Source organism: Thiobacillus sp. (genome assembly GCA_024235835.1).
Taxonomy (GTDB): Bacteria; Pseudomonadota; Gammaproteobacteria; order Burkholderiales; family Thiobacillaceae; genus PFJX01.
The window spans coordinates 506,331-530,107 of sequence record JACKLQ010000002.1; the positions used below are offsets into that span (position 1 = coordinate 506,331).

A 23,777-nucleotide genomic window follows, 5' to 3' on the forward strand; every position below is an offset into this window, starting at 1 on the left:
ACCATGATGACTTTCGACGTTTTTTTGCATGATTGCAGGGTCTATATTGTGCCCCATGGTTACCACCACTTCGCCCAACCTCGTTGACCGCTACGGCCGACACATCAACTACCTGCGGCTCTCCGTCACGGACCGTTGCGACCTGCGTTGTGCCTATTGCATCCCGGAAGGGTTCAAGGGCTTCGAGGAGCCCGACCACTGGCTGACCTTCGACGAGATCGAGCGACTGCTGGGCCTGTTCGCCGGCCTGGGCCTTAAGCACGTGCGCTTCACCGGCGGCGAACCCCTCCTGCGACGCAATGTGACCGAACTGTGCCGGCGGGTCTCCAGCATTCCGGGCGTCGAGGACCTGTCCCTGTCCACCAACGCCACCCAGCTGGCATCCATGGCCCGGGATCTGAAGGATGCCGGCGTGACCCGCCTGAATGTGAGCCTGGATTCCCTGCGGGACGAGGCGGTGGCCAGGATCAACGGGCGACCCGTGCTGGACAAGGTACTGGCCGGCCTGGAAGCCGCTGCCGCGGCAGGCTTCGCGCCCATCAAGCTCAACATGGTGGTGATGCACGAGAATGCCCGAGACGTGGACGACATGGTGGCCTTCTGCATGGAGCGTGGCTACGTGCTGCGCCTCATCGAGCTAATGCCTATGGGAGACACGGCCCGGCGCATGGGCTACGTGGATTTGCAGCCCGTCAAAGCCCGCCTGCAGGAGCGTTTCAGCCTGGTGGATACCGTGTTGCCCGGCGGCGGCCCGGCCCGTTACCTGGGCACGGCCGACGGCCGTTTCTCTGTGGGTTTCATCACCCCCCTTTCGCAGCATTTCTGCGCTACCTGCAACCGGGTGCGCCTCACCGTGGATGGGGTGCTGCATCTCTGCCTGGGCCAGGAGGAGCGGGTTGACTTCCGAGAACTGATGCGTGCCGGCGCCTCGGATGCCGAGTTGATGGATGCCATCCGCCACGCCATCGACCTGAAGCCCGAGCGTCACGAGTTTCGGGAACAACCCCAGAAGCTGGTGCGCTTCATGAGCATGACGGGGGGCTAGGCCGCGCTCTGCCGGCCCTGGGGCAGGGTTGGACGGCCCGGGCGGGCCGTCTGCGCTTCAAGCCGCTTGCCCCTGACGGGCAGGCGTATTGTCGAACACCATGACGCCCGCGCCTGGTCCCAGAATTCCGCCAGGGAGCCCACCGGCTCCATCCCCATCCCAAGGAACTCCGCCGCCTGCCGCAAGGCCGGCAGGGGACGGGCATCGTCCAGGGGCGCGGCCAGGGTCTGCTTGGACAGCTTGAAACCTCCAGGGTCCAGGGCCAAGGGCAAATGCAGGTAGGACGGTGGGGAGTAACCCAGGGCCGCCTGCAGTACCAGCTGGCGCGGCGTGGAAGCCAGCAGGTCGGCACCCCGCACCACGTGGGTGATGCCCTGCTCTGCATCGTCCACGACCACCGCCAGCTGGTAGGCGTAGACCCCGTCCGCCCGTCGCAGCACGAAATCGCCGCATTCCCGGGCCACGTCGCAGGCCACCCGGCCCAGCAGGCCATCCTGGAACACCACCCGCGCTGCCGGCACCAGGAGGCGCAGGGCCATGCCGGGACGGGGCTGCCCACCCCGGCAGGTACCGGGGTAGACAAAACCCTCCACGCCCCGCCGCGCTCCCTCGGCGAGGGTCTTGCGGGAACAGGCACAGGCGTACACCTGCCCCGCCTCCCGCAAACGTTCCAGGGCGGCGGCATAAGCCTCGGCCCTGCGGCCCTGCCACATCACCTCGCCGTCCCATTCGAAGCCGTAGGCCTCCAGGGTGCGCAGGATGGCGTCCGCCGCCCCGGGCACCACCCGAGGGGGGTCCACGTCCTCCATGCGCAGGAGCCATTCGCCAGATTGGGAGCGTGCGTCCAGGCAACTCCCCAGGGCCGCCACCAGGGAGCCGAAATGCAGTTGACCGGAAGGGGTGGGGGCAAAACGGCCACGATAGGCGGTCATACCGGATGCACGCTTCCTTGGGCTTTTGCCTGGCCGGAAACCTGTCTACGCCCAGACCTTTGTTGACGGGGGAAAATGCCGGCAATTATAGTGCCGGCATGCAGGCCGAACTGGACGCCCTAGAATCGAAAATCGCTCAAATGCTGGAGCGGTATCAGGCCATGCGTGGCGAAAATCTAAAGCTGCGCCAACAGGTGGTCAGCCTTGAGAATGCCAACAAGCGACTGAGCGAACGCCTGGATGAAGCCCGGGGCCGCATGGAATCCCTCTTCAACAAGATGCCGGACTGAGATGAAACGCCCCTCAAGCCCTTGCCGTTCCGAGTTCCCCGAGGGGGCTTCGGTCCGCCTGGGGCTGCCCGGTGCGAACTGACATGCCTTCCTCGCCCCACAACGTCAGTCTGGATGTGGCCATCATGGGCCGCGAGTTCCGCGTGGCCTGTCCCGAGGATGACCGGGAAGGCCTGCTCAAGGCCGTGTCCTACCTGGACCGCAAGATGCGTGAAATCCGGGACACGGGCAAGGTCATCGGCCTGGAACGCATCGCCATCATGGCGGCTCTGAACATCACCCACGATTTCCTCAGCGCCCGTCCCCCGGAAGCCAATGACACGGAGTACCGGGAACGCCTGGCCCGCATCACCAATATGCTTGATCAGGCACTGGCCCAGCAGGACAATCTTTTCTGACCAATCTCCCTGCTGCGTTCGCGAGGGTCGTACATTCTTTGAACCGATACGCTCTGCGTAAGGTTGGGTGTCTATCCCGCTGGTGCGCGCGTGGCTTTGCCCATGTACCCGATGCGGATGCGCCCGACCGCCTTGAACCCAAGGGTTCAAGATAGCGTCCCGGACGGCGCAAGCGGGGAGACCCCTTACATGCCCATGGCATCACCCAGCCCCATAGCCTATACGCCGGACAAGGCTGCGTTGCGCCGGCAACTTCGCGCCCTGCGCAAGTCCGTTCCAGAGCGGGCCCGGCGACAAGCGGGCCGGGATTTGGTGAGGGCCGCCCTGCGCCACCGCCTGCTGGTCGCCCGCAAGCGCATCGGCTTCTACATCCCCGCCAATGGCGAGATCGACGTCATGCCCCTGCTCAACCGGGCCTATGCCATGGGGGTGCAGTGTTTCCTGCCCATCGTGCCCGGCCGGGGGCAGCTCAAGATGTGGTTTTCCCGCCTGGAGCATCGGCCCCATCTGCCCCGCCACTGGCGCCTGAACCGCTTCGGCATCCCCGAGTACCACGCCCCCCGGGGCCTGAGGTTGAGGGGTTCCGGCCTGCATAAGGTCTTCATGCCCATGCTGGGTTTCGACGCCCGGGGCTATCGCATCGGCATGGGGGGCGGCTACTACGACGCCAGCCTGGCTTTCCTTGCAGCCCGCAGGGTCTGGCGCGCGCCCGCTCTCATCGGCGTTGCCTTTTCCGTGCAACAGGTGCAACGCATTCCCAACGACCCCTGGGACGTGCCCCTGAACGGCATTCTCACGGAAAATGGCCTGCTGCGCCCCCGGCACCGGACGGCTTGAAGCTTGCCTCAGTAGCGGTAACTGCCCAGGTTCGACAGCCAGGGATTGGCCCTGGGTTCCAACCTGGGCAACGTCAGCCAAGCCTGGATGGCCAGCCGGCCGCTGAGGGAAGGTTTCGCTCCCTCGCTCACCGTCCTGACCACAGTCGTCCCCTGGGGAGAAATGCCCGTCTGCTCGGCCCGGACGCCAGGGTCGGGGCGCTGGAGCAGGGCCTCGGAAAACCCGCCCAGGCGAGCCAGGACCAGCCCTTGCAAAGCCAGTGCCGGATCGGTGAACTCGGCCCAGCTGCGTACCCGGGACGGATCCACTCCCGCCGGCAGGTTCCGCGCTTCCTGGCGTGATCTGGCCGGGAGGGTGGCCAGGGCTGTCGTGGGACGGGGTTCCAAGGAGGCCAGCCAGGAAATCACGCCGGGAGGCAGGGAAGAGGGGGAATCCATCCGCATCGCCGCCTCGTGCTGTAGGGTGGCCAGGCGCACCACCTCACTGCCGTCGGCCCGCTTCACCACCCTGGTCTTAGGAAATCCATCCCTGCCGTCGTCCGCATCCTGGCCAGCCTGGGCCGTGGCCACCAGGATGGTCGCCAGCGCCACGCTGCAAGATGCCTTCATACGGTGGAAAAACATGGGAGTTTGCCGAGGAAGTTCATGAATTCACGGCAAATCTTAGCATGGGGTCTCCCCTGCCCAAGGCAAAGAAAAAGGGCGGAACTTGCGTTCCGCCCTTTCTTGCTAGCTTAAACCGCCGGAATTACTTGGCAGCGGGAGCAGCCGGCACCGGGATGAAAGCGGCGAAGGGGTTGGCGATGTTGCCGTAGGTGGCGGGGTTCAGGAAGGAGCCCCAGGTACCGTAGGTGGCGGGGTTAGCAGCAGCGCCGGCCCACTGGGTGTACAGGTTGGGGTTCAGGGGAGCCATCATCAGGTTCATGTTGGCGGGAGCCAGGGGAGCCACGGCCCAGTTCATGTACATGTTGGGGTTCAGACCGGACAGGGCCATGTTCATGACGCGGGGGTCCAGGGGAGACATCATCCACTTCATGTACATGTTGGGGTTCAGGAAGGGAGCCATGGCGGCCATGTAGAAGTTGGGGTCCATGCCAGCGGCCAGCCACTTCATGGAAACGGCGGGATCAGCGAAGGCGGCGTAGGCTTTCAGGATGTCGGGGGACATGCCGGCCTGGGCCATCTTGGTGTAGGTGGCGGGGTCCATGCCCTTCTGCATCATGATGATGGAGGTGGCGGGGTCCATCAGGTTGGTCATGGCGGCAACGGCAGCCTTGGGGTCCTGAGCGATCTGAGCGGACTTGACGGGATCCAGCAACTGGGTGGCAGTGGCTTCGGGGGTGGGCTGGTCGGCGAAAGCAACCTGAGCAACCAGGGCCAGAACGAGGGCGGACAGCTTCTTCATTGCATCTACTCCTAAGCGGTTGATAAGAAAGGAAAACTTTAATCTGTGCTGCGTGGGATTGAAGTATAGGTAGGAACATTAGTACATCGGAATGTTTTACCGTGGACGCCAGATGCCCCAGATTTTTGTGTTGCGCTTTTGCAACACACGGGTTTCCTCACTCCCCCAGATAGGCCGCCCGCACCTGGGGATCCCGCGCCAGATCCGGTGAATCGCCCGCCAGGGTGATGGTGCCGGTCTCCATGACGTAGGCCCTACGGCTGATCTGCAGGGCCAGGTGGGCGTTCTGCTCCACAAGCAGGATGGTGACCCCTTCGTGGGCGATGGCGGTGACGGTTTCGTAGATCTTCCGCACCATGAGGGGGGCCAGGCCCATGCTGGGTTCGTCCAGCAAGAGCAGACGGGGCCGCCCCATGAGGGCGCGGGCGATGGCCAGCATCTGCTGCTCCCCGCCGGACAGGGTCCCGGCCAGCTGGTGTCGGCGCTCCGCCAGGCGGGGGAACAAGTCGTAGCCCCGGTCCAGGTCGGCGCGTATGCCCGCCTTGTCGCGCCGGGTGTAGGCGCCCATGTCCAGGTTTTCGGCCACCGTCAGCCGCCCGAAGATGCCCCGGCCCTCGGGCACCAGGGCCATGCCCTGGGCAGCGATTTCGTGGGTGGCCTTCCGGGTCAGGCTGGCGCCGTCGAAATGCACCGTGCCGCTGTGGGCCACTATCCCCATGAGCCCCTTCAGGGCACTGCTCTTGCCCGCGCCGTTGGGGCCGATGAGGCACACCAGCTCCCCCTGGCCCACCTCCAGGTCGATTCCCCGCACCGCCTGGATGCCGCCGTAGGCGACCCTGAGGCCTTTCACGGTAAGCAGGCTCATGCGATCGCCTTTCGCCGGGCCGGCCCAAGGCTGGCGTGGGCTCCCCTGGTGGGCCGCGACCAGGCTGTAGGCCGCTGGACAGCCGGAGGTAAGTCCCGCAATGCGGAATGCAGTTTTGCCGCGCAATGCATGCAACACTGGGGGCTCATCCCTCATCCCCGAGGTAGGCTGCGATCACCGCCGGGTCCCGCTGCACCGTGCCGGTATCGCCCTCGGCGATCTTGCGGCCGTAGTCCAGCACCGCCACCCGATCGCACAGGCCCATGACCAGCTTCACGTCGTGCTCGATGAGCAGCAGGGTCACGCCCCCCGCCCGCAACTTCAGGAACAATTCACCCATCTGCTGGCGTTCCGCGGGGTTCATGCCCGCCACGGGCTCGTCCAGGGCCAGCAGCCTGGGCTCCGTGGCCAGGGCCCGGGCGATCTCCAGGCGGCGCTGGTCGCCGTAGGAAAGGTGGCCGGCGAAATGGCGGCCCTTGTGGCCCAGGCCCACGTAGTCCAGCAGTTCCCTGGACTTGTCGCGGATGGCCTTTTCCTCGCTCCGGGTGCGGGCACAGCGGATGACCGCCCCCAGCACATTGGCCCGGGACCGCACGTGGCGCCCCACCATCACGTTCTCCAGGGCGGTCATGTTGGCGAACAGGCGGATGTTCTGGAAGGTGCGGGCGAAGCCCCGTTTCACGATTTCGTGGGGCTTGCGGTTGTGCACCGGCGTGCCATCCAGCAGCACCTGGCCGGAGGACACGGTGTACAAGCCGGTCATGCAGTTGAACAGGGTGGTCTTGCCCGCGCCGTTGGGGCCGATGAGGCCGTAGATCTCCCCTTCCTTCACGCTCAGGGACACGTCCTCCAGGGCCGCCAGGCCGCCGAAGCGCTTGGTGACACCCTCCACGGAAAGCAGCGTGCCCATGCTCATGCCCTGCTGTCATAGAGGTCGGCCCGCTCCTGCTCGGCCACGCCGTCCTCGGCGGCCAGTTCCCGCTTGCGCTGGCGGGAAGGCATGAGGCCGGAGGGCCGGAACAGCATCATGGACACCAGGGCCACGCCGAACAGCAGCATGCGCAGGTCGGCAGGATCCACCACCACATGGCCGATGGTGGCCCGCTGCAGGTCTCCCAGATAGCGCAGGGCCTCGGGGATGATGGTTAGCAAGGCCGCGCCCAGCAGCACCCCGGCGATGTTGCCCATGCCCCCCAGCACGATCATGCACAGCACCAGGATGGACTCCCACAGGGTAAAGCTCTCCGGGCTGATGAAGCCCTGGAAGGCGGCGAACAGGCCGCCAGCCAGGCCGCCGAAGGTGGCTCCCATGGCGAAGGCCAGCAGCTTGGTGTTGCGGGTGTTGATGCCCATGGCCGCCGCGGCGATCTCGTCTTCCCTGAGGGCCGCCCAGGCCCGGCCCACGCGGGAATCCTGCAGGCGCATGGCCACGCCGATGGCCAGCAGGGTCAAGGCCAGGAACAGGTAGTAGTAGAGGTAGGTGGGGGGCACCGTCATGCCCAGGACATGGAGCGGCTTGCCGAAGGACACCCCAGCCAGTTTCACCGGATCGATGAGGTTCATGCCCTGGGGCCCGTTGGTGAGGTTGAAGGGGGCGTTCAGGTTGTTCATGAAGATGCGGATGATCTCGCCGAAGCCCAGGGTGACGATGGCCAGGTAGTCCCCCCGCAGGCGCAGGGTGGGCGCCCCCAGCAGCACGCCGAACAGGCCCGCGAAGGCGGCGCCCATGGGCAGCACCATCCAGAAGGGCAGGTGCAGGCCGAAATGGGGACTGGCCAGCCAGGCGTAGAAATAGGCCCCCAGGGCATAGAAGGCGATGTAGCCCAGGTCCAGCAGGCCCGCGTAGCCCACGACGATGTTCAGGCCGATGGCCATCAGCATGTAGAGCAGGACGAAATCCAGCACACGAACCCAGGAATTGCCCAGGCCGCCTCCCACCATGAAAGGCAACGCCGCCAGCAGGACGGCCAGCAGCACGAAGGCCAGTCCGGGGCGGCTGTAGAGAAAGGCCAGGCCGGGAACTCGCAACACAGCTCGGCCCCGCCTAGGCCCGGTTGGCGACGCGCTCGCCCAGCAGGCCGGAGGGCCGGAACACCAGCACGCCGATAAGCACGAAGAAGGCGAACACATCCTGGTAATGACTGCCCAGGAACCCCCCGGTGATGTCGCCGATATACCCCGCACCCAGGGCCTCGATCACCCCCAGCAACAGCCCCCCCAGCATGGCGCCGGCAATGTTGCCGATGCCCCCCAGCACCGCCGCCGAGAAGGCCTTCAGTCCCAGCATGAAGCCCATGTAGTAATGGGCCAGGCCATAGTAGGCGCTCACCATCACGCCGGCGATGGCGGCCAGTGCGGAACCGATGATGAAGGTGGCGGAGATGATGCGGTCCACGTTCACGCCCATGAGCTGGGCCACTTCCTTGGACTGGGCCGTGGCGCGCATGGCCCGCCCCAGGCGGGTACGTTCCACCAGGAGCCAGAGGCCACCCATGATGGCGAAGGACAGCACCACGATGAAGATCTGCAGGTCGGTAATGTGGGCCCCCAGGATTTCATGCCGTTCCTGGGGCAGCAGGGGCGGGAAGGAGACATACTGCCGGCCCCAGATGAGCATGGCCGCGTTCTGCAGGATGATGGACATGCCGATGGCGGTGATGAGGGGTGCCAGGCGGGGGGCATGGCGCAGGGGCCGGTAGGCCACCTTCTCGATGGCGAAGCCCAGGGCCATGCAGGCGGGAATGGCCACCAGCACGCCCCCCAGCACCACGATGAGACCCGGCAGTTCCGGGTTCAGGCCCACCAGGGCGCCGATCACCGTCAAGGCCACCATGGCCCCGATCATGGTCACCTCGCCATGGGCGAAGTTGATCAGCTCCAGGATGCCGTAGACCATGGTGTAGCCCAGGGCCACCAGGGCGTAGATGCTGCCCAGGACCAGGCCGTTGATGAGCTGTTGGGTGAAGATTTCCATGGTCAAGTCGGCAGTTGGCAGCCGACAGTTTTCAGTAGGGCAGTTCTTTCTGCGGACTGCCTACTGCTGACTGCCCACTGTTATTTCACCGTCTCCAGCACGGTCCAGGCACCGTTCTTCACCTCGTACATGGTCACGGCGCCGCCCACGGTGTCACCCTTTTCATCGAACTTCAGGGGGCCGGTGACGCCCTGGTAGTCGGTCTGGGGCAGGGCGGCCACGACCTTGGCGGGCTCGGCGGAATCGGCCCGCTTCATGGCCTCCACCAGGATATAGACCGCGTCGTAGGCATAGGGGGCGTAAAGCTGGATGGGGCCATATTTGGCCTCGAACTTGGCCTTGAAGGCGCTGCCACCGGGCATGCCTTCCAGGGGCAGGCCGGGAGAGGAGGCCACCACGCCCTCGCCGTCCGCGCCGGCCAGCTTGAGAAAGTTTGCGTTTTGCAGGCCATCGCCGCCCAGCAGCCGGGCGTTCAGGCCCAGGCGCTTCATCTGCTGGGCCATGGGGCCGCCCTGGGGGTCCATGCCGCCGTAGAACACCAGGTCGGCGCTCTTGCCCTTGATGCTGGTGAGGATGGCGCTGAAGTCCGTGGCCTTGTCGTTGGTGAATTCCCTTGCCACCACCTCGGCGCCGGCTTCCCTGGCGGCCTTCTCGAACTCGTCCGCCAGGCCCTGGCCATAGGCGGTGCGGTCGTCGATGATGGCCACTTTCCTGGCTCCCAGCTTGCCCACGGCGAACTGGCCCAGGGCCTTGCCCTGCTGGGCGTCGTTGGCCATCACCCTGAAAGCGTTCCTGAAACCCTGGGCGGTGTAGGCCACGGCGGTGGCGGAAGGGGAAATCTGGGGAATGCCCGCGTCGTGGTAGCGCTTGGAGGCGGGGATGGTGGTGCCGGAGTTGAGGTGGCCGATCACCGCCACCACGCCGGCATCCAGCAGCTTGTCGGCGACGATGGTGGCGGTCTTGGGTTCCGCCTGGTCGTCCTCGCCGATGAGTTCCAGCTTCACCGGCTTGCCGCCCAGCACCAGGCCCTGGGCGTTGATCTCGTCCACCGCCAGGCGCGCGCCGTTCTCGTTGTCCTTGCCGATGTGGGTCTGGGGGCCGGTCAGGGGCGACACGGAGCCGATGCGGATCGTGCTGCCTTCTTCGGCCTTCTGGCCGCAACCCGCCGCCAGGACGCCCAACAGAATCGCGCTTGCTAACCACTTGAAAGAATTCACCGGAGTCCTCCGAAATGCCCGAAAAATCAGGGCGTTTATAACATAGAGTGCCTCCCGGAAGCCGTTGCGCGGATTCCGCCCCTCACGGGAACGGGAAAAACGGGCAAGGCGAAGATTCGCTCTGGCCGGGGATGTCCGGGCCGGCACCGCGTTCACTCGTGCGCCCATAAAAAAAGCCGGGCGAACCCGGCTTTTCCCGCGTCGAAGCAGGCTTAAAGGGACAGAACCCAGTTGGCCAGCTTCTTGGCGTTGTCGTCAGACACCTGGGGGTGCGGGGGCATCGGCACCTGGCCCCAGACGCCCTTGCCACCCTTCTTGATGACGCTGACCAGATGGTCGGCGGCCTTGGCGTCACCCTTGTACTTGGCAGCCACATCCTTGAAGGCGGGGCCCACCACTTTCTTGGCCACCTGATGGCAGCTCATGCAGGCGCTCTTCTGGGCCAGGGCCTGGTCCGCGGAAGCAGCACCGGCGCTCAGGGCCAGGACGGCGGCGGCAGCGATCACAACAGCTTTCATGTCATATCTCCTTTTTGCAAAAAGACAACCCGTCGAGCCAATTCGAATGGACCCTTAGTTGCGAGCGGGATGTTACTGGACATCCCATACCCTGAAAACGTACGAAAGATCAGATATTTGGACTATCCAGGGTGGTATTCCAACGCTCCCCGGGGTGCCCGGGTTGACCGCGTCCTGACCAGACCGGAAATGAAAAGAGCCGGCCCAGGCCGGCTCCCTTTCCTCAGACGCGCAGACTCAGAGGGACAGAATCCAGGCGGCCAGGGCCTTGGCGTCGCCAGCAGCCTTGGGCTGGGGAGCCATGGGCACGGGGCCCCACACACCCTTGCCACCCTTGGTGATGACATGTTCGAGATGGGCCTGGGCCTTGGCATCACCCTTGTACTTCTTGGCGATGTCGTTGAAAGAGGGGCCCACGACCTTCTTGGCCACCTGATGGCAGCCCATGCAGGCGTTCTTCTTGGCCAGGGCCTCGTCGGCGGAAGCCATGCCGGCGGACAGGGCCAGGGCAGCGGCGGCAGCGATCACAACAGCTTTCATGTCATATCTCCTTTTTGCAATAAGGCAACGAGCGTTGCGGGTGGGGATGCTACTGAACATCCCCGGTCCTGAAAACATCCGTCAGATCAGTCAATTGGAATATTTCCGGCATGCATGTAACGCCGCTGCACACATGGGCGTTGACGTAACCGCCACGGGGCTTGTCCAGGCCCGGCGGCACCCGCGTCGCCCCGTCCGGCAGGGCCAGCACCAGGTCCCGGGCCGAGGCCAACCGGTTTGACGCCACCTTCCAGTGCGAAAGCTCCGGCTCCGGCCCCCCCAGCACCGCAAGACGGGGCGGCTTCAGCAGGTCCTCCAGGGCCCCCAGCAGGGAAGGGTGGGGGGCGGGCTGGGCCACCATGGCTGACATGAAGGCCCCCACCGTGCGTTCCGCCGCCCGGACATGGCGCGCCTCGCCCGTGAGCACTCCCATGCGGTTCAGGGCACGGGCGGCCACGCCATTGCCCGAGGGCTGGGCGTTGTCGTAGCCGGGCTTGGCGCGCTGGATCAGTTTTTCGTGGTCGTGGCTGGTGAAGAAGAAGCCCCCCGCCACCTCATCCTCGAAGTGGTCCAGCAGGGCGTCCGCCAGGGCCACGGCCCATTGCCAATCCTGGTCTCGCCACCCGGCTTGCAGCAGTTCCAGCAGGCCGTCCAGGAGAAAGGCGTAATCGTCCAGGTAGGCATTGTGCTTCGCCTGGCCATCCTTGTGGCTGGCCAGAAGGCGCCCGCTTTTCCACACGGCGGCGTGGAGGGCATCCGCCGCCCTGCGTGCCAGGGCCATCCAGTCCGGCCGGCTGAAGCGCCGGGCGGCCCGGGCCAGCCCCTTGATCATCAGGGCATTCCAGCTGGTCAGCACCTTGTCGTCCCGGCCGGGTCGCACGCGCCCCTCCCGGCCAGCGAACAGTTTGGCCCGCGCCGAATCCACCAGGATCGCCACCGTTTCTTCCTGGCATCCCAGGCCCCGGGCCACCTCCGCAGGCCCCCGCACCACATTCAGGTGCCAGGCGTGGTTCTCGAAATTGGGCGTGCTGTCCAGGCCCCAGGTCAGCCGGGCCACGGCATGCTCCTCGGGGGTCAGCAAAGACGCCACCTCCGGGAGCGACCAGACGTAGAACTTGCCTTCCTCGTGCTCGGAATCCGCATCCAGGGCGGAATGGAACGCCCCCTTGGGTGAAGTCATCTCCCGCTCAAGCCAGGCCACCAGTGCCTCTGCCACCCGGGCGAAAAGGGGGTTGGCGGTTACCGCCCAGGCATCGGCATACAGGCCCAGCAGTGGGCCGTTGTCGTACAGCATCTTCTCGAAGTGGGGGATCTGCCATTGGGCATCCACCGAATAGCGGAAGAACCCCCCGCCCAGCTGGTCCATGACGCCCCCCAGGGCCATTTTCTCCAGGGTCAGCAGCACCATGTTCCGCGCCTCTGTGTCGCCGGACCAGAACAGGAAATCCAGTTCCGCCGGACGAGGGAATTTGGGGGCGCCGCCAAAGCCGCCACTCACCCCATCGAAGCCCTGCTTGATGTCCGCCAGGGCCTGGCGAATCGGGGCTACATCCAATGCCCCGGCACCGGCCACGGTGGCCGACGTTTCCGCCAGGGCCGCCCGAACCGCCTGGTTCTGTGCCTCGATCTCGGCCCGACGCTGGTGGAAGGCTGCCGCCACGCCCTGCAGCAGGCCGACGAAGGCTGGCAGGTTGTAGCGGGCCTCCCGGGGAAAATAGGTGCCGCCGAAGAAGGGGGTCTGGTCCGGCATTAGGAACATGGTCAGGGGCCAGCCTCCGGCCCGCCGCGTCAGCATCCGCAGGGCGGCCTGATAGATCTGGTCCAGGTCCGGCCGCTCCTCCCGGTCCACCTTGATGCAGACGAAATGGGCGTTCATCACCGCCGCCGTGGCCGGGTCCTCGAAGGACTCATGGGCCATGACGTGGCACCAGTGGCAGGTGGAATAGCCCACGGAAAGGAGGATGGGCTTGTCCTCGGCGCGGGCCCGCTCCAGGGCCACGGGGCCCCAGGGGTACCAGTCTACCGGGTTGTCCTTGTGCTGCTGGAGGTAGGGGCTGGTTTCAGCCGCCAGGTGATTGGGCATGGGCCGCTCCTTGCAGGGGAGCGGCCAGTTTAGAGCCCGGGTCTATAGTCGACAAATATCGTCGGGATTAAGGCCCCTCAATACACCAGACCTCACTTGATGGACGGGATCTGCTGTTGCAGCCGGGCCTGGGCCCTGGGGCAATTCCGCGGCGCCTGGGCACAATTGGCCGGGTCACGCAGGCGTTGCCGCGCCTGGGGTTGAACCTGGGGTTGAACCTGAGGTTGCACTTGGGCTTTCACTTGGGATTGCACCTGGGCCTTGAACTGCTGCGTCCGCGCCTGGCTGTAAGGGCAGTCGGCCCTGTAGCCGCCGCCCATCCCGCCACCCCGCGCCAGCACCGCGCCGCTACCCAGCAGGGCGATACCCAGGAGCGAGACCAACAACATGGATTTACGGGATTTCATGATGCCCTCCTAAACGTACTGACGAGGCCGAATGTCCAGGCCCCGTGGCCTGGCTGGAATCATTCGGTACGTTTTCAGGCTAGAGGACATGCGTATCCGAATGGTTGCGCAATCGGGCGGGTGTGTTTCAGTGTGTTTCACACCCAAGGCTTTGTGGCTTTCGCCAGGGGGGAATACATGTCCTCCCAAATAGCATCTGTCGCAATGCAACAATCCCGCCGGGTGGAGAGATGGCGCCCCTCTGCTGTTCGAATAAGCCACAGGCGTCCATTCCCCGCCCATCGGCGGGCAAGGGAACGCCTTCCTCTCCGCCATGGATGCACCGGGCCATGTTCACCTCCCTGCCCATGAGACTGATCACGCTAAAGTTTGGTGAATTTGGGTCGTTAGTCTGCACATGAAGATTCTTGGAGGAGGTCGTGACATGAAAGTCACCCATACGCGTTGGTTCGACCGGCTCAAATCCCGTGCGTGTGTCTTCGCCAGGAAGCTTATTGTTGCCATGAATCGCAGCCCGGCCACTACAAGCCGACTTGGCCCCTGTTCCATGCTTGTCAGCTTGGACGAGCGCTACCACAAGCACTGAGCGGCCCCTTTCAACCGGGGCATCCACACACCGAGTGGTGTCCAGCGCCGTCAACGACGCCCCCGTGGCCCCGTCGGGCAGCTACGGGGGCGCCAGCCGTGCCGCCCCGGGCCACCCGAGGGTTAAAGGATGCGCCGGTTACCCGCTCCGGGCAGAGTGCGCAGGGTGGGCCCCTGGATCATGTCGTGCTCGGCCTGCTTGACGGTGCTGACATAGCGCCACTCGGCGCTGCACTCATCTGGGGTGGCCGAGACGATCATGTAGCCACGCTGGTGGGTGTTGGCGTACTGGAGGGGGCCGATGATCTGGGTGAGCCCGGCGGCCACCGCCAGTGGGTTCTCATTGGGGAAATAGGCTTCCAGCCCCGGCGAGGACACCCCGGGGGTGGCGAATTCCACACCCACCGCGTTGCCCGCATGGTCGTCCAGGTCGCTGGCCCAGGCGTTGTGGGTGTCGCCCGCCAGCACCACCAGGTTCTTGTCCAGGGCGCGGGCCGTGCCCAGCACGGCCTCCCGGGCCACGGCATAACCGTCCCAGGCGTCCAGATTGTAGGGGATGGCGGGCTGGGCCAGGATGGCCTGCTCCTGGGGGGTCAGGGGCAGCCCCGACTGGGCCTTGAAGACCAGGGTGGAATAGTCGGTGAAGCTGATCTGGCCCAGCACCAGGGGCGCGGGGATGTCCATGCGCGCCATCAGCACCTGCTGGCCCAGCAGGTCCCAGGTGGCCGTGGACTGGGCCATCTGTTGCTGCAGCCAGTAGGACTGCTCGATGCCCAGCATCTGGCGGCCCTGGTCCGCCATGTCCGCCGCGAAGGCCGCCGCATCGAAACCGGCCGGGCCGAAGTAATTCGCGTAGTCCAGCTGCCGGTCGCGGCCGATGACCCGGGTATCCAGCATGTAAAGTGAAAGCAGGTCGCCGAACTGGAAGGCCCGGTAGATGCGGTCCGGGCTGTCCCGGTCCGGCACGCGGGTGGGCAGCCACTCGTGGTAGGCGCGGATGGCGGCGGAGCGACGGTCGGCGAAGCTGCCTTCCGTGGCTTCGTCGTGGTTCTCGGCCCCGTCGCGCCAGGTATCGTTGCTGATCTCGTGGTCGTCCCACACAGCGATCATGGGCATGGCGGCATGCAGCGCCTGCAAGTCCGGGTCGGTGCGGTACTGGGCATGGCGACGGCGATAGTGGTCCAGGGTCAGCAACTCCCCGGCCGGCTCCACCTGGCGGCCCAGGTTTTCCGCATCCTCGGAGGCATAGCCGCCGCGTTCGTATTCATACAGGTAATCGCCCAGGTGCACGGAGGCGAACACATCCTCCTGGCGGGCGGCGTCCCCGTAGGCGTGGAAATAGCCCGCCGGATAGTTGGCGCAGGAGAACACCGCCAGCTTCACCTGCTCCACGCCAGCCGCCGGCAGGGTGCGGGTGCGGCCCACGGGGGAGGCATCGCCCAGGGCGCGGAAGCGGTAGAACAGGCGGGCATCGGGCCGCAGCCCCATCACGTCCACCTTCACCGTGTAGTCCCGGTGGGCGTTGGTCAGCACGCGGCCGCGGCGAATGACGCGGCGAAAGCGCGGGTCCAGGGCCACCTCCCAGTGCACCAGCACGGGTCCGTGGTGGTGGGGCGTCACGCGGGTCCAGATGATGACCCGGTCCGCCAGGGGATCGCCGCTGGCCACGCCATGCTGGAACGGGTCGGCGCGGTGACCGGCCAGGGCGCCGGAGGAACGGACCACGGCGGAAGCGGCCAGGGCCGCCGCACCCACGCCGCGCAGGAAGTCGCGGCGGGAAAAGTCGTTGCGGGAAGACATGGGAGCACTCCGGAATAAGGATTCCAGGCACTCTAGTTACGGCGGGTGACATTCCCATGAAGGATTCTTGAACCCGCCTTCATGGGGATGACGCCCAGTTGTCACGAATGGCCGGCCCCGGCCTGGGGCTCCGGCTCAGTCCCCGCCGGACCGCTCCAGGTTCAGGGCCAGCAGGCGGGCCAGGATTTCCGCGTCGGGCATGTCCGGGGTGTAGTCCGTCCAGCCGTAGGCGGCGGCCACGGCGGCGTCCAGGGCCCGGTGGGCATGGTCCAGCCAGCTCATTTTTCCCTCCGCGCGCTGGTTGTAGAGGTTGGTGAGGGTGCGCTGCTTCAGCTCCGCCTCGTGGCCCGCCTTGGCCACGGGCCGGGCGGGGAAGCCGGCCTGTTCCTCTTCCGGCGTGCGCACCCAGTCCACCCACTCGGGCGGGTTCAGCCAGTTATTGCGCTGCTCGTCCAGGCGACGGGCGGCGGCGGCGATGTTCTGGGCGACGATGGAGTCCGCCAGGCAGGTGGGGGAAGAGCGCTCCGCCGGGGCCGCCGTGTCCCGGGGCGTGAGGCCGGCGGGGAAGGGGAAGGTCTCGAAGCAGGACTTGGCGTTGTATGTGGGACGGCCACCTTCACTGCCATCGCCGTGGATGCTGGCCTGGGCCAGTGCCCAGGCCACATGGATGCGGCTGGAGAGGATGCCAAAGTCGGTATCCAAGTCGGTGGCAATAACATTCAACCGGGTGTCCGGCAGAATGCCCGCAGGCAACCACACGAAGAACCTGTGCTTTGCCACTCGGGGCGTGGCTACGTATCTGGGCGGTCCTCTCAATGCCTTGCGCAATTCAGGCCGAGGACGCTCATGCAACCACCACTTTAAGTCCGTACGATGGCCTTTAACCTTTGCTGCAGCTTGGGCAAACGGTGCTTCATACAGGGCAGCGCTCGCTTCCGGCATATCGGTGCCGAAGTCGATGATCCAGGTATCCGATGGCCGCCCGGTCAGGTCCTTGCCATTGGCCCACGGCTTGACCACCTCGGCATTCGGCCTGCCGTTCGGGTTGGGCAGCCGCAACCACTGCCTTGCCAATTCACCGGGGATATCGAAGTCGCCGTATTTCTTGGTGCCCTCAAAAGTGGTCGCCGCGTTTTCAGCCAGTGGCTTGGCCTGTGTCAAATCCAGACCTTGCCCCGCCGTCAGGTCGGCGTGAATCGCCGCCACCGGCTGGCCGTCCAGCCAAATCCCCCCTGCCCCCCCTTTGTTAAAGGGGGGGCAGGGGGGGATTCCGCCGTAGCACACCAGACTTACCCGCACCGCCGCGCCGTTGTTGATCCATTCCTCGTCGCACCAGGCGGCGAAGATGGGCATGGCGGCAATGATGCGTTCCAGCACCTTGCGGTTTGAACCGGCTCGAATGGCCTGGGTCGCCACCAGCCCGGCCTGCTTGGCCTTGCCAGCGACGATGTGGGCCCGGGCCTTCTCGAACCAGTAGGTCACCAGGTCGGCGCCGCCGGGCACACGATCCTTGTAGACCTTGTTCAGGGCCTCGAAGGTGGCATCCCCCAGTTCGCCACGCTTCTTGCTACCACCCAGGAAGGGCGGGTTGCCGACGATGGCGTCCACGGCGGGCCACTCGGGTTCAGCCACCCTCGCTACGTCATTCCGGCGTACGCCGGAATCCAGGGCCTTTGACTGGACACCGGCTTCCGCCGGGGTGACGGTGAGGATGGCGTCCCGGCATTCGATGTGGTCCAGGGGCGCCAGGATGGGGTCCCGGGGGATGGCGTAGCCGTGGTCCAGCATCCACTGGATTTCGCCGATCCACACCGTCACCCGGGCCAGTTCGGCGGCGTAGGGGTTGAGTTCGATGCCCAGCACGTTGGCGGGGCTGGCCTCGATGCCCACCTGGCGGTGCAGGCCCAGGGTTTCCGCCTCCAGGTTGGCGCGGTGTTCCAGGTCCTTGAGGGTCTTGAGGGCCAGGTAGAGGAAGTTGCCGGAACCGCAGGCCGGGTCCAGCACGCGGTAGTGCTTCAGCCGTTCCAGGTGGGCGATGAAGGCGGCGTTCTTCGCCTTCACGGATTTCGCCTTGGCGATGGCGGCCTTGGCGGCCTCCCACTCGGCCATCAGGGGCGCCTCGATGACCGGCGTGATGAGCTTCATGATGGTGGCCGGGTCCGTGTAGTGGGCCCCCAGCTGGCTGCGCATGTCCGGGTTGAGGCCCCGCTCGAACAGGGTGCCCAGGATGGCGGGTTCGATGGCGCGCCAGTTCATGCGGGCGGCGGCCAGCAGTTCCACCACGTCGGGGGTGGTGAGGGCGGGCACCTGGATGCGGGCGAACAGGCCGCCGTTGAACCGGGGGATGTCGTGCAGGGCGAAGTCGCCGCCGGCCTGCATGGCGCAAAACAGTTCCGCCAGGCGGGACTGGGCCTTGGCGCCGTCCGGGTTGGACTTGTCCAGCACGGTTTCGAACAGCTTTTCCGGCAGCAGGCGGGCGTCCTCGGCGAACATGCAGAACACGCACTGGATGAGGAAGTGGGCGGTTTCCTGGGGGTCGTTACCCCGTTCCGCGAGGCGCTTGGCGATGGCCCCCATGCGGGCGGCGGCCTCCTCGGTGACGGCGAAGGTGGAGCGGTCCGGGCGGAAGCCGTTGGGGGCCTGGAACAGGCGGCGCAGCTTGTCCAGGTTGTCCGGCAGGCCGATGTCCGCCAGCAGGATGGTGTGGACCTCGGAAGGCGTGCCGGTGAAGTGGGTGTGGATCTGGATGATCTCCCGGTCGCACACCACCAGCAGGGGCGGGTTGTCCAGGGCCAGGGCGTAGGTCATGAGCTGCTTGAGGGCGGCGCCCAGGTCCCGGCCCGGGGCCTTGTTCTCCCAGGCGAAGCAGCCCCGCTTCCACACGTCGGCCCAGCCGTGGCCAGCGCCCGTTCTTGTCGCCCCGCGCTCGAAGCAGTAGTTGTCCGGGTCGTTGGGCTTGTCCACCCCCAGCATGTCGCACAGGTCCAGGAAATAGGCCTGGGCACCTGCCCTTTCGCTCAGCGGGCTGCCCTGCCATCTGGCGATGAAGTCCTGGGGGGTCACGGCCTTGTCTCCCTGTATTTATTTGATATCGGCCGAATCAGCGTTTCTTCGACGCCGGTTCTATGCGATAGGTGGCGTGGCAGGAGACGCAATTCGACATCACCCGGCCCAGTTGCCGCAGGGCCAGGTTGGCATCGCCCATGCTGGCCGCGTCCCGGGCCAGGTCATCAAAGCCCGTATGGGTGGCGTGGCCCAGCTTCCTGAATTCCAGAGGCAGCTTCCGCCGCAGTTGGGGCGGCACTTCGTGGGCGGCGGCCATGCCCAGGGTGGAGGCGGCCTCGGCCACCATCTTCATGTCGTCGTGGGCGGCGCCGGTGACGATCTTCTGCACACCGGACAGGAAGCCGCGCATCTCCAGGCGGATGTGGGCGGCCTCCTCGGCATCCAGCATCAGCGCCTGGCGGTATTCCAGGGACTGGGCGGGGGGGTGGCCGTGATCATGGTCGTGGGCGGCCTCGGCCGCCAGGACGGGGAAGGTGGCCAGAACGAGGAGCGGCAGGGCAAGCAGTCGGGTCATGGGCGGGTTCTCGGGTCAGGGTCTCGGGTCAGTCGGGAAACAGCACGCCGTATCGCTTACGTGGCGTGGCATGGCCTGAAAAGTACCACGGCCCGGGCCCCGCCGGGACAGACCGGCAAGTTGACGCTGGCACGGTTCTGATGCACTTTGACTCCATGAAAAAGGGGGAACGGATGGAGGGCTCACGCCTGAAGGCTTTGCTGCCGGAATTGATCGGCATGCTGTTGTTCACAGTGGCCACCCTGTACGGGTACCACGTGCTGAAGCCCGTGGTGGCCGACACGGAGGCCCGCAAGCAGACCCGGGAAACCCGGCAGCACCTCCTCTGCGCCCAGAAACCGGCCTGAGGGCCGGGCTCAGGCGTCGTCCAGCAGTCCCCTGACCACTCGGGCCATGAGCCGCATGTGCTCTTCCTCGATGACGTAGGGCGGCATGAAGTACACCGTGGGTCCGATGGGGCGGATGAACAGGCCCCGGGCCAGGGCCCGTTGGTGAAAGCCCTGGCTGAAGCCGGGCTGGGCGTCCTTCACGTCGAAGGCCCAGATCATGCCCCGGTGGCGGAAGTGCCCCACCCTGGGATGTACGGCCACGGGGGCCAGGAGTTCATTGAAGCGTTCTGCCCTGGCCCGGTTGGCGGCGATTACGTCGTCCGATGCGAAGATGTCCAGAACCGCCAGGGCGGCGCGGCAGGCCAGGGGGTTGCCGGTGTAGGAGTGGGAGTGGAGGAAGCCCCGGGCGGTGGCGTCGTCATAGAAGGCCGCGTAGACGCTGTCCGTGGTGAGCACGCAGGAGAGGGGCAGGTAACCGCCGGTGATGCCCTTGGACAGGCACATGAAGTCGGGGCGGACGCCGGCCTGCTCGCAGGCGAACATGGTGCCCGTGCGGCCGAAGCCCACGGCGATCTCGTCGGCGATGAGGTGCACCTGGTACTGGTCGCACAGCGCCCGGGCCCGCTGCAGGTAGACCGGGTGGTACATGGCCATGCCGGCGGCTCCCTGCACCAGGGGCTCCAGGATGAGGGCGGCGGTACTGTCGGCGCATTGGGCCAGGTGGGTCTCCAGGGCCGCCGCCGCCCGCAGGGCATAGGCCTCGTCGCCCTCCCCGGGGGCCGCCAGGCGGGCGTCCGGGCTGGGTACCTGGTGGGTATGCCGCAGCAGGGGGGCGTAGGTGTCCTTGAACAGGGCCACGTCGGTGACGGACAGGGCCCCCAGGGTCTCGCCGTGATAGCCGTTTTGCAGGCTGATGAAGCCGGTCTTCTCCGTGTGGCCCCGGTTGCGCCAATAGTGGAAGCTCATCTTCAGGGCGATCTCCGTGGCGCTGGCGCCGTCGGAACCGTAGAAGGCGTGGGAAAGGCCGGTGAGGCGGGACAGACGCTCCGACAGCTCCACCACGGGGGCATGGGTGCATCCCGCCAGGATGACGTGCTCGATCCTGCCCAACTGGTCGGTGATGGCTGCGTTGATGCGGGGGTTGGCGTGGCCGAAGAGGTTGACCCACCAGGACGAGATGCAATCCAGGTAGCGCCGGCCATCGTAGTCGATGAGCCAGGGGCCTTCCCCCCGGGCGATGGGCAGGGGGGGCGCCTGCTCCAGGTGCTTCATCTGGGTGCAGGGATGCCAGAGGGCGGCGCGGGTGCGGTCGAGCCAGTCGGCGTTGTTCATGCCGCTGTGGTTTCAGTGCTTACTGGAAGAAGCCCTTGGACAGGAGCTCCATGGTGAGCAGCCGGTAGTCGTGGGCGCCGGCGGACTCGGCGGCGTAGGTGAAGATGTCCATGCCGTGGGCCGGGCTCTCGGACAGGGCCGGGTCGTCAGCAATGCGGGTCTCGCAAAGGTTGTCGCCGTAGCGGCTCTTCAGGCTGGCCAGGGCCTCCCGGCACTGGGGCTTGTTCTCGTCGAAGCGGGTGAGCACCACCCGGCGCTCGATGCGGCGCTTGAGGGGGCCTTCCAGTACGTTCAAGGCCAGGTCCAGGCGGTTGAGGCCCTGGATGGCCAGGTAGTCGGCGGTGACGGGGATGAGCACCCGGTCGGCGGCGAACAGGGCGTTCAGGGACAGCACCCCCAGGGCAGGCGCGCAGTCGATGAGGATGGGGGCGTCGTCCAGGGCACGGATCTCGGCCAGTCCTTTCTTGAGCGTGCCGGCCACCCCGGGGGTGGAACCAAGCAGGGCATCCACCTTGGACAGGTCCGGGTGGCCGGGCAGCAGGCGCAGGCCGCTGGGCAGGCGGCGCAGCAGGCGCTCGATGGGCACCTGCTCGCGGAAGAAGGCGGAGACCGTGGCGTTGCCGGGCAGGTGACGCACACCCAGGGCCAGGCTCACGTGGGCCTGGGGGTCCAGGTCCACCACCAGGGGCTTGCGTTCCAGCAGCGTCAGGGAGGCAGCGACGTTCAGGCAGGTGGTGGTCTTGCCCACCCCGCCCTTCTGGTTGAACACGGCGATGACGGCCATCGGAACGCCTTTCTATTCCACGGTGACAGATTTGGCGAGGTTGCGGGGCTGATCCACGTCGGTGCCCTTGAGCACGGCCACGTGGTAGGCCAGCAGCTGCAGGGGGACGCTGTAGACGATGGGCGCGGTGCTGGGAAAGATGTCCGCCAGGGTGAGGTTCTGGAAGCGGTCCAGCTCGATCTTCACGTTGTGGTCGGAAAACAGGAACAGCTCGCCGCCCCGGGCCCGCACTTCCTGGAGGTTGGACAGCACCTTGTCCAGCAAAGGGTCGTTGGGCAGGGCGCAGACCACGGGCATGGTGGCATCCACCAGGGCCAGGGGGCCGTGCTTCAGCTCGCCCGCCGGGTAGGCCTCGGCATGGATGTAGGAAATCTCCTTCAGCTTCAGGGCGCCTTCCAGGGCGATGGGGTAGAAGGGGCCCCGTCCCAGGAACAGGGCGTGGACCTTGTCGGTGAACGCCTCGGACATGCCCTTGATGGCGTCGGAGAGCTCCAGCACCACTTCCACCTGGCGGGGCAGGGCGTGGAGCTCGTTGACCAGTTCCTCCTCCCGTTCCGGCGTCATGCCCCGGCGCCGGGCCAGGGCCAGGGTCAGCAGGCGCAGGGCGGTCAGCTGGGTGGTGAAGGCCTTGGTGGAGGCCACGCCGATCTCCGGGCCGGCCCGGGTCATGAGGGCCACGTCGGATTCCCGCGTGAGGGAGGACTCGGGCACGTTGCAGATGGTCATGGACCCCACGTAGCCGGCCTTCTTGGCGCCCCGCAGGGCGGCCAGGGTGTCCGCCGTCTCGCCGGACTGGGAGATGGACAGGAACAGGGTGCCGGGGGGGACCACCACCTTGCGGTAGCGGTACTCGCTGGCCACTTCCACGTGGCAGGGCACGCCGGCTTCTTCCAGCCAGTACTTGGCCACCAGGCCGGCGTGGTAGCTGGTGCCGCAGGCGATGATGTGCACGCCCTGGGTGACCTTGAACAACTCCTGGGCCTTGTGGCCGAAGCTTTCTTCCAGCAGGCGGCCCTTGTGGATGCGGCCTTCCAGGGTCTCGGCGATGACGGCGGGCTGCTCGAAGATTTCCTTGAGCATGTAGTGGGCGTAGGGACCCTTCTCCGCGGTGGAGGCGGAAATCTGGGACAGTCGCTCGGGCCGTTCCACCGGGTTGCCTTCCGCGTCGAACACCCGCACCCCGTCCCGGGTGACCTCGGCGATGTCGCCTTCCTCCAGGAAGATGAAGCGCTGGGTCACGGGCAGCAGGGCAAACACGTCGGAGGCGATGAAGTTTTCCCCCAGTCCCAGGCCGATGACCAGGGGGCTGCCGGAGCGGGCCACCACCAGGCGATCGGGATCGTCCGGGGTGGAGACCGCCAGCCCATAGGCCCCCACCAGGCGCTTGACTGCTTCCTGCACGGCGGCCAGCAGGTCCGGCGTGGATTCAAGAATATGGGCCAGCAGATGGGCGATGACCTCGGTGTCCGTCTCGGAGGTGAAACTGAAGCCCTGGGCGGAGAGTTCCTGCCGCAATTCGGCGTGGTTTTCGATGATGCCGTTGTGCACCACGGCCACCTTCTCGCCGCTCATGTGGGGGTGGGCGTTGCGCTCGGCAGGCATGCCGTGGGTGGCCCAGCGGGTGTGGGCGATGCCCAGGTGGCCCGGTACCGGGCTCACACCCACCATTTCCTTCAGGCGGGAGACCTTGCCCACGGAACGGATGCGGCGCATGGCCCCGTCATCGCCCCGCACCGCCAGGCCGGCGGAATCGTAGCCGCGATACTCAAGCCGCTGCAGGCCTTCCAGCAGGATGGGGACCACGTCCCGTTGGGCGATGGCGCCGACGATGCCGCACATGTTTAACCTCCGGTGATG

General features: G+C 66.3%; 23 protein-coding genes and 1 other RNA gene. 6 read left to right on the top strand and 18 right to left on the bottom strand.

The window, feature by feature from the left end; genetic code table 11:
* Positions 1-55 precede the first annotated feature (55 nt).
* Positions 56-1,045, top strand: coding sequence for a GTP 3',8-cyclase MoaA (moaA, locus tag H6935_10570; GenBank protein ID MCP5278787.1), 990 nt, complete (start codon positions 56-58; stop codon positions 1,043-1,045).
* Here moaA and gluQRS read toward each other — a convergent pair.
* Positions 1,042-1,977, bottom strand: coding sequence for a tRNA glutamyl-Q(34) synthetase GluQRS (gene gluQRS / locus H6935_10575; protein MCP5278788.1), 936 nt, complete (start codon positions 1,975-1,977; stop codon positions 1,042-1,044). The genes moaA and gluQRS overlap by 4 nt on opposite strands.
* A 98-nt stretch (positions 1,978-2,075) precedes the next feature.
* Between gluQRS and zapB the strand changes: the two genes are divergently transcribed.
* The 4 genes from zapB (at position 2,076) to H6935_10595 (ending at position 3,502) form a co-directional block, all read left to right on the top strand.
* The gene (gene zapB / locus H6935_10580) at positions 2,076-2,267 is read left to right on the top strand and encodes a cell division protein ZapB (GenBank protein MCP5278789.1); all 192 of its coding nucleotides are present in this window, start codon (positions 2,076-2,078) and stop codon (positions 2,265-2,267) included.
* Positions 2,268-2,392: 125 nt separating this feature from the next.
* A complete protein-coding gene (locus H6935_10585) occupies positions 2,393-2,665 on the top strand; it encodes a cell division protein ZapA (protein ID MCP5278790.1) in 273 nt (90 codons plus the stop codon).
* 3 nt (positions 2,666-2,668) lie between these two features.
* Positions 2,669-2,848, top strand: a non-coding RNA gene (gene ssrS / locus H6935_10590) — 6S RNA.
* A gap of 12 nt (positions 2,849-2,860) precedes the next feature.
* Entirely contained in the window at positions 2,861-3,502 is a 642-nt protein-coding gene (locus H6935_10595; protein ID MCP5278791.1) for a 5-formyltetrahydrofolate cyclo-ligase, read from the top strand.
* Between the two features lie 8 nt (positions 3,503-3,510).
* On the opposite strand, the gene H6935_10600 is transcribed toward H6935_10595, so the two are convergent.
* The 14 genes from H6935_10600 to H6935_10665 all read right to left on the bottom strand — a co-directional run bounded on the left by H6935_10600 (position 3,511) and on the right by H6935_10665 (position 19,475).
* Positions 3,511-4,125 carry a hypothetical protein gene (locus H6935_10600; GenBank protein ID MCP5278792.1) on the bottom strand — a complete coding sequence of 205 codons (615 nt, stop codon included), beginning with the start codon at positions 4,123-4,125 and terminating at the stop codon, positions 3,511-3,513.
* Positions 4,126-4,249: 124 nt separating this feature from the next.
* Entirely contained in the window at positions 4,250-4,906 is a 657-nt protein-coding gene (locus H6935_10605) for a hypothetical protein (GenBank protein ID MCP5278793.1), read from the bottom strand.
* Positions 4,907-5,063: 157 nt separating this feature from the next.
* Positions 5,064-5,771: an ABC transporter ATP-binding protein gene (locus tag H6935_10610; GenBank protein MCP5278794.1), complete on the bottom strand. Its 708-nt coding sequence runs from the start codon at positions 5,769-5,771 to the stop codon at positions 5,064-5,066.
* 145 nt (positions 5,772-5,916) lie between these two features.
* Positions 5,917-6,681, bottom strand: coding sequence for an ABC transporter ATP-binding protein (locus tag H6935_10615; protein MCP5278795.1), 765 nt, complete (start codon positions 6,679-6,681; stop codon positions 5,917-5,919).
* 2 nt (positions 6,682-6,683) lie between these two features.
* The gene (locus tag H6935_10620; GenBank protein MCP5278796.1) at positions 6,684-7,901 is read right to left on the bottom strand and encodes an ABC transporter ATP-binding protein; all 1,218 of its coding nucleotides are present in this window, start codon (positions 7,899-7,901) and stop codon (positions 6,684-6,686) included.
* Positions 7,816-8,745: a branched-chain amino acid ABC transporter permease gene (locus H6935_10625; protein ID MCP5278797.1), complete on the bottom strand. Its 930-nt coding sequence runs from the start codon at positions 8,743-8,745 to the stop codon at positions 7,816-7,818. Before H6935_10625 ends, H6935_10620 begins: the two co-directional genes overlap by 86 nt.
* 80 nt (positions 8,746-8,825) lie before the next feature.
* Positions 8,826-10,130, bottom strand: a complete 1,305-nt coding sequence (locus H6935_10630) for a branched-chain amino acid ABC transporter substrate-binding protein (GenBank protein ID MCP5278798.1) — start codon at positions 10,128-10,130, stop codon at positions 8,826-8,828.
* 44 nt (positions 10,131-10,174) lie between these two features.
* Complete coding sequence (locus tag H6935_10635; GenBank protein MCP5278799.1) at positions 10,175-10,480, bottom strand: c-type cytochrome; 306 nt, start codon at positions 10,478-10,480, stop codon at positions 10,175-10,177.
* Between the two features lie 237 nt (positions 10,481-10,717).
* On the bottom strand, positions 10,718-11,020 hold the full coding sequence (locus H6935_10640) for a c-type cytochrome (protein MCP5278800.1): 303 nt from the start codon (positions 11,018-11,020) through the stop codon (positions 10,718-10,720).
* Between the two features lie 49 nt (positions 11,021-11,069).
* On the bottom strand, positions 11,070-13,103 hold the full coding sequence (locus H6935_10645; GenBank protein MCP5278801.1) for a thioredoxin domain-containing protein: 2,034 nt from the start codon (positions 13,101-13,103) through the stop codon (positions 11,070-11,072).
* Positions 13,104-13,195: 92 nt separating this feature from the next.
* A complete protein-coding gene (locus H6935_10650; protein MCP5278802.1) occupies positions 13,196-13,510 on the bottom strand; it encodes a hypothetical protein in 315 nt (104 codons plus the stop codon).
* A 708-nt stretch (positions 13,511-14,218) separates the two neighbouring features.
* Complete coding sequence (locus H6935_10655; protein MCP5278803.1) at positions 14,219-15,895, bottom strand: alkaline phosphatase D family protein; 1,677 nt, start codon at positions 15,893-15,895, stop codon at positions 14,219-14,221.
* Positions 15,896-16,030: 135 nt separating this feature from the next.
* Complete coding sequence (locus H6935_10660; GenBank protein MCP5278804.1) at positions 16,031-18,958, bottom strand: class I SAM-dependent DNA methyltransferase; 2,928 nt, start codon at positions 18,956-18,958, stop codon at positions 16,031-16,033.
* Positions 18,959-18,995: 37 nt separating this feature from the next.
* Positions 18,996-19,475, bottom strand: a complete 480-nt coding sequence (locus H6935_10665; protein MCP5278805.1) for a cytochrome c — start codon at positions 19,473-19,475, stop codon at positions 18,996-18,998.
* A 155-nt stretch (positions 19,476-19,630) separates the two neighbouring features.
* Between H6935_10665 and H6935_10670 the strand changes: the two genes are divergently transcribed.
* Complete coding sequence (locus H6935_10670) at positions 19,631-19,822, top strand: hypothetical protein (protein MCP5278806.1); 192 nt, start codon at positions 19,631-19,633, stop codon at positions 19,820-19,822.
* 9 nt (positions 19,823-19,831) lie between these two features.
* Here the strand turns inward: H6935_10670 and H6935_10675 are convergent, their stop codons facing one another.
* From H6935_10675 to glmS, 3 genes are read right to left on the bottom strand one after another with little or no spacing between them, the layout of a single operon-like run.
* Entirely contained in the window at positions 19,832-21,136 is a 1,305-nt protein-coding gene (locus H6935_10675; GenBank protein ID MCP5278807.1) for an adenosylmethionine--8-amino-7-oxononanoate transaminase, read from the bottom strand.
* 19 nt (positions 21,137-21,155) lie between these two features.
* On the bottom strand, positions 21,156-21,920 hold the full coding sequence (locus H6935_10680; GenBank protein MCP5278808.1) for a ParA family protein: 765 nt from the start codon (positions 21,918-21,920) through the stop codon (positions 21,156-21,158).
* Between the two features lie 12 nt (positions 21,921-21,932).
* Positions 21,933-23,759: a glutamine--fructose-6-phosphate transaminase (isomerizing) gene (gene glmS / locus H6935_10685; GenBank protein ID MCP5278809.1), complete on the bottom strand. Its 1,827-nt coding sequence runs from the start codon at positions 23,757-23,759 to the stop codon at positions 21,933-21,935.
* Positions 23,760-23,777: the final 18 nt, after the last annotated feature.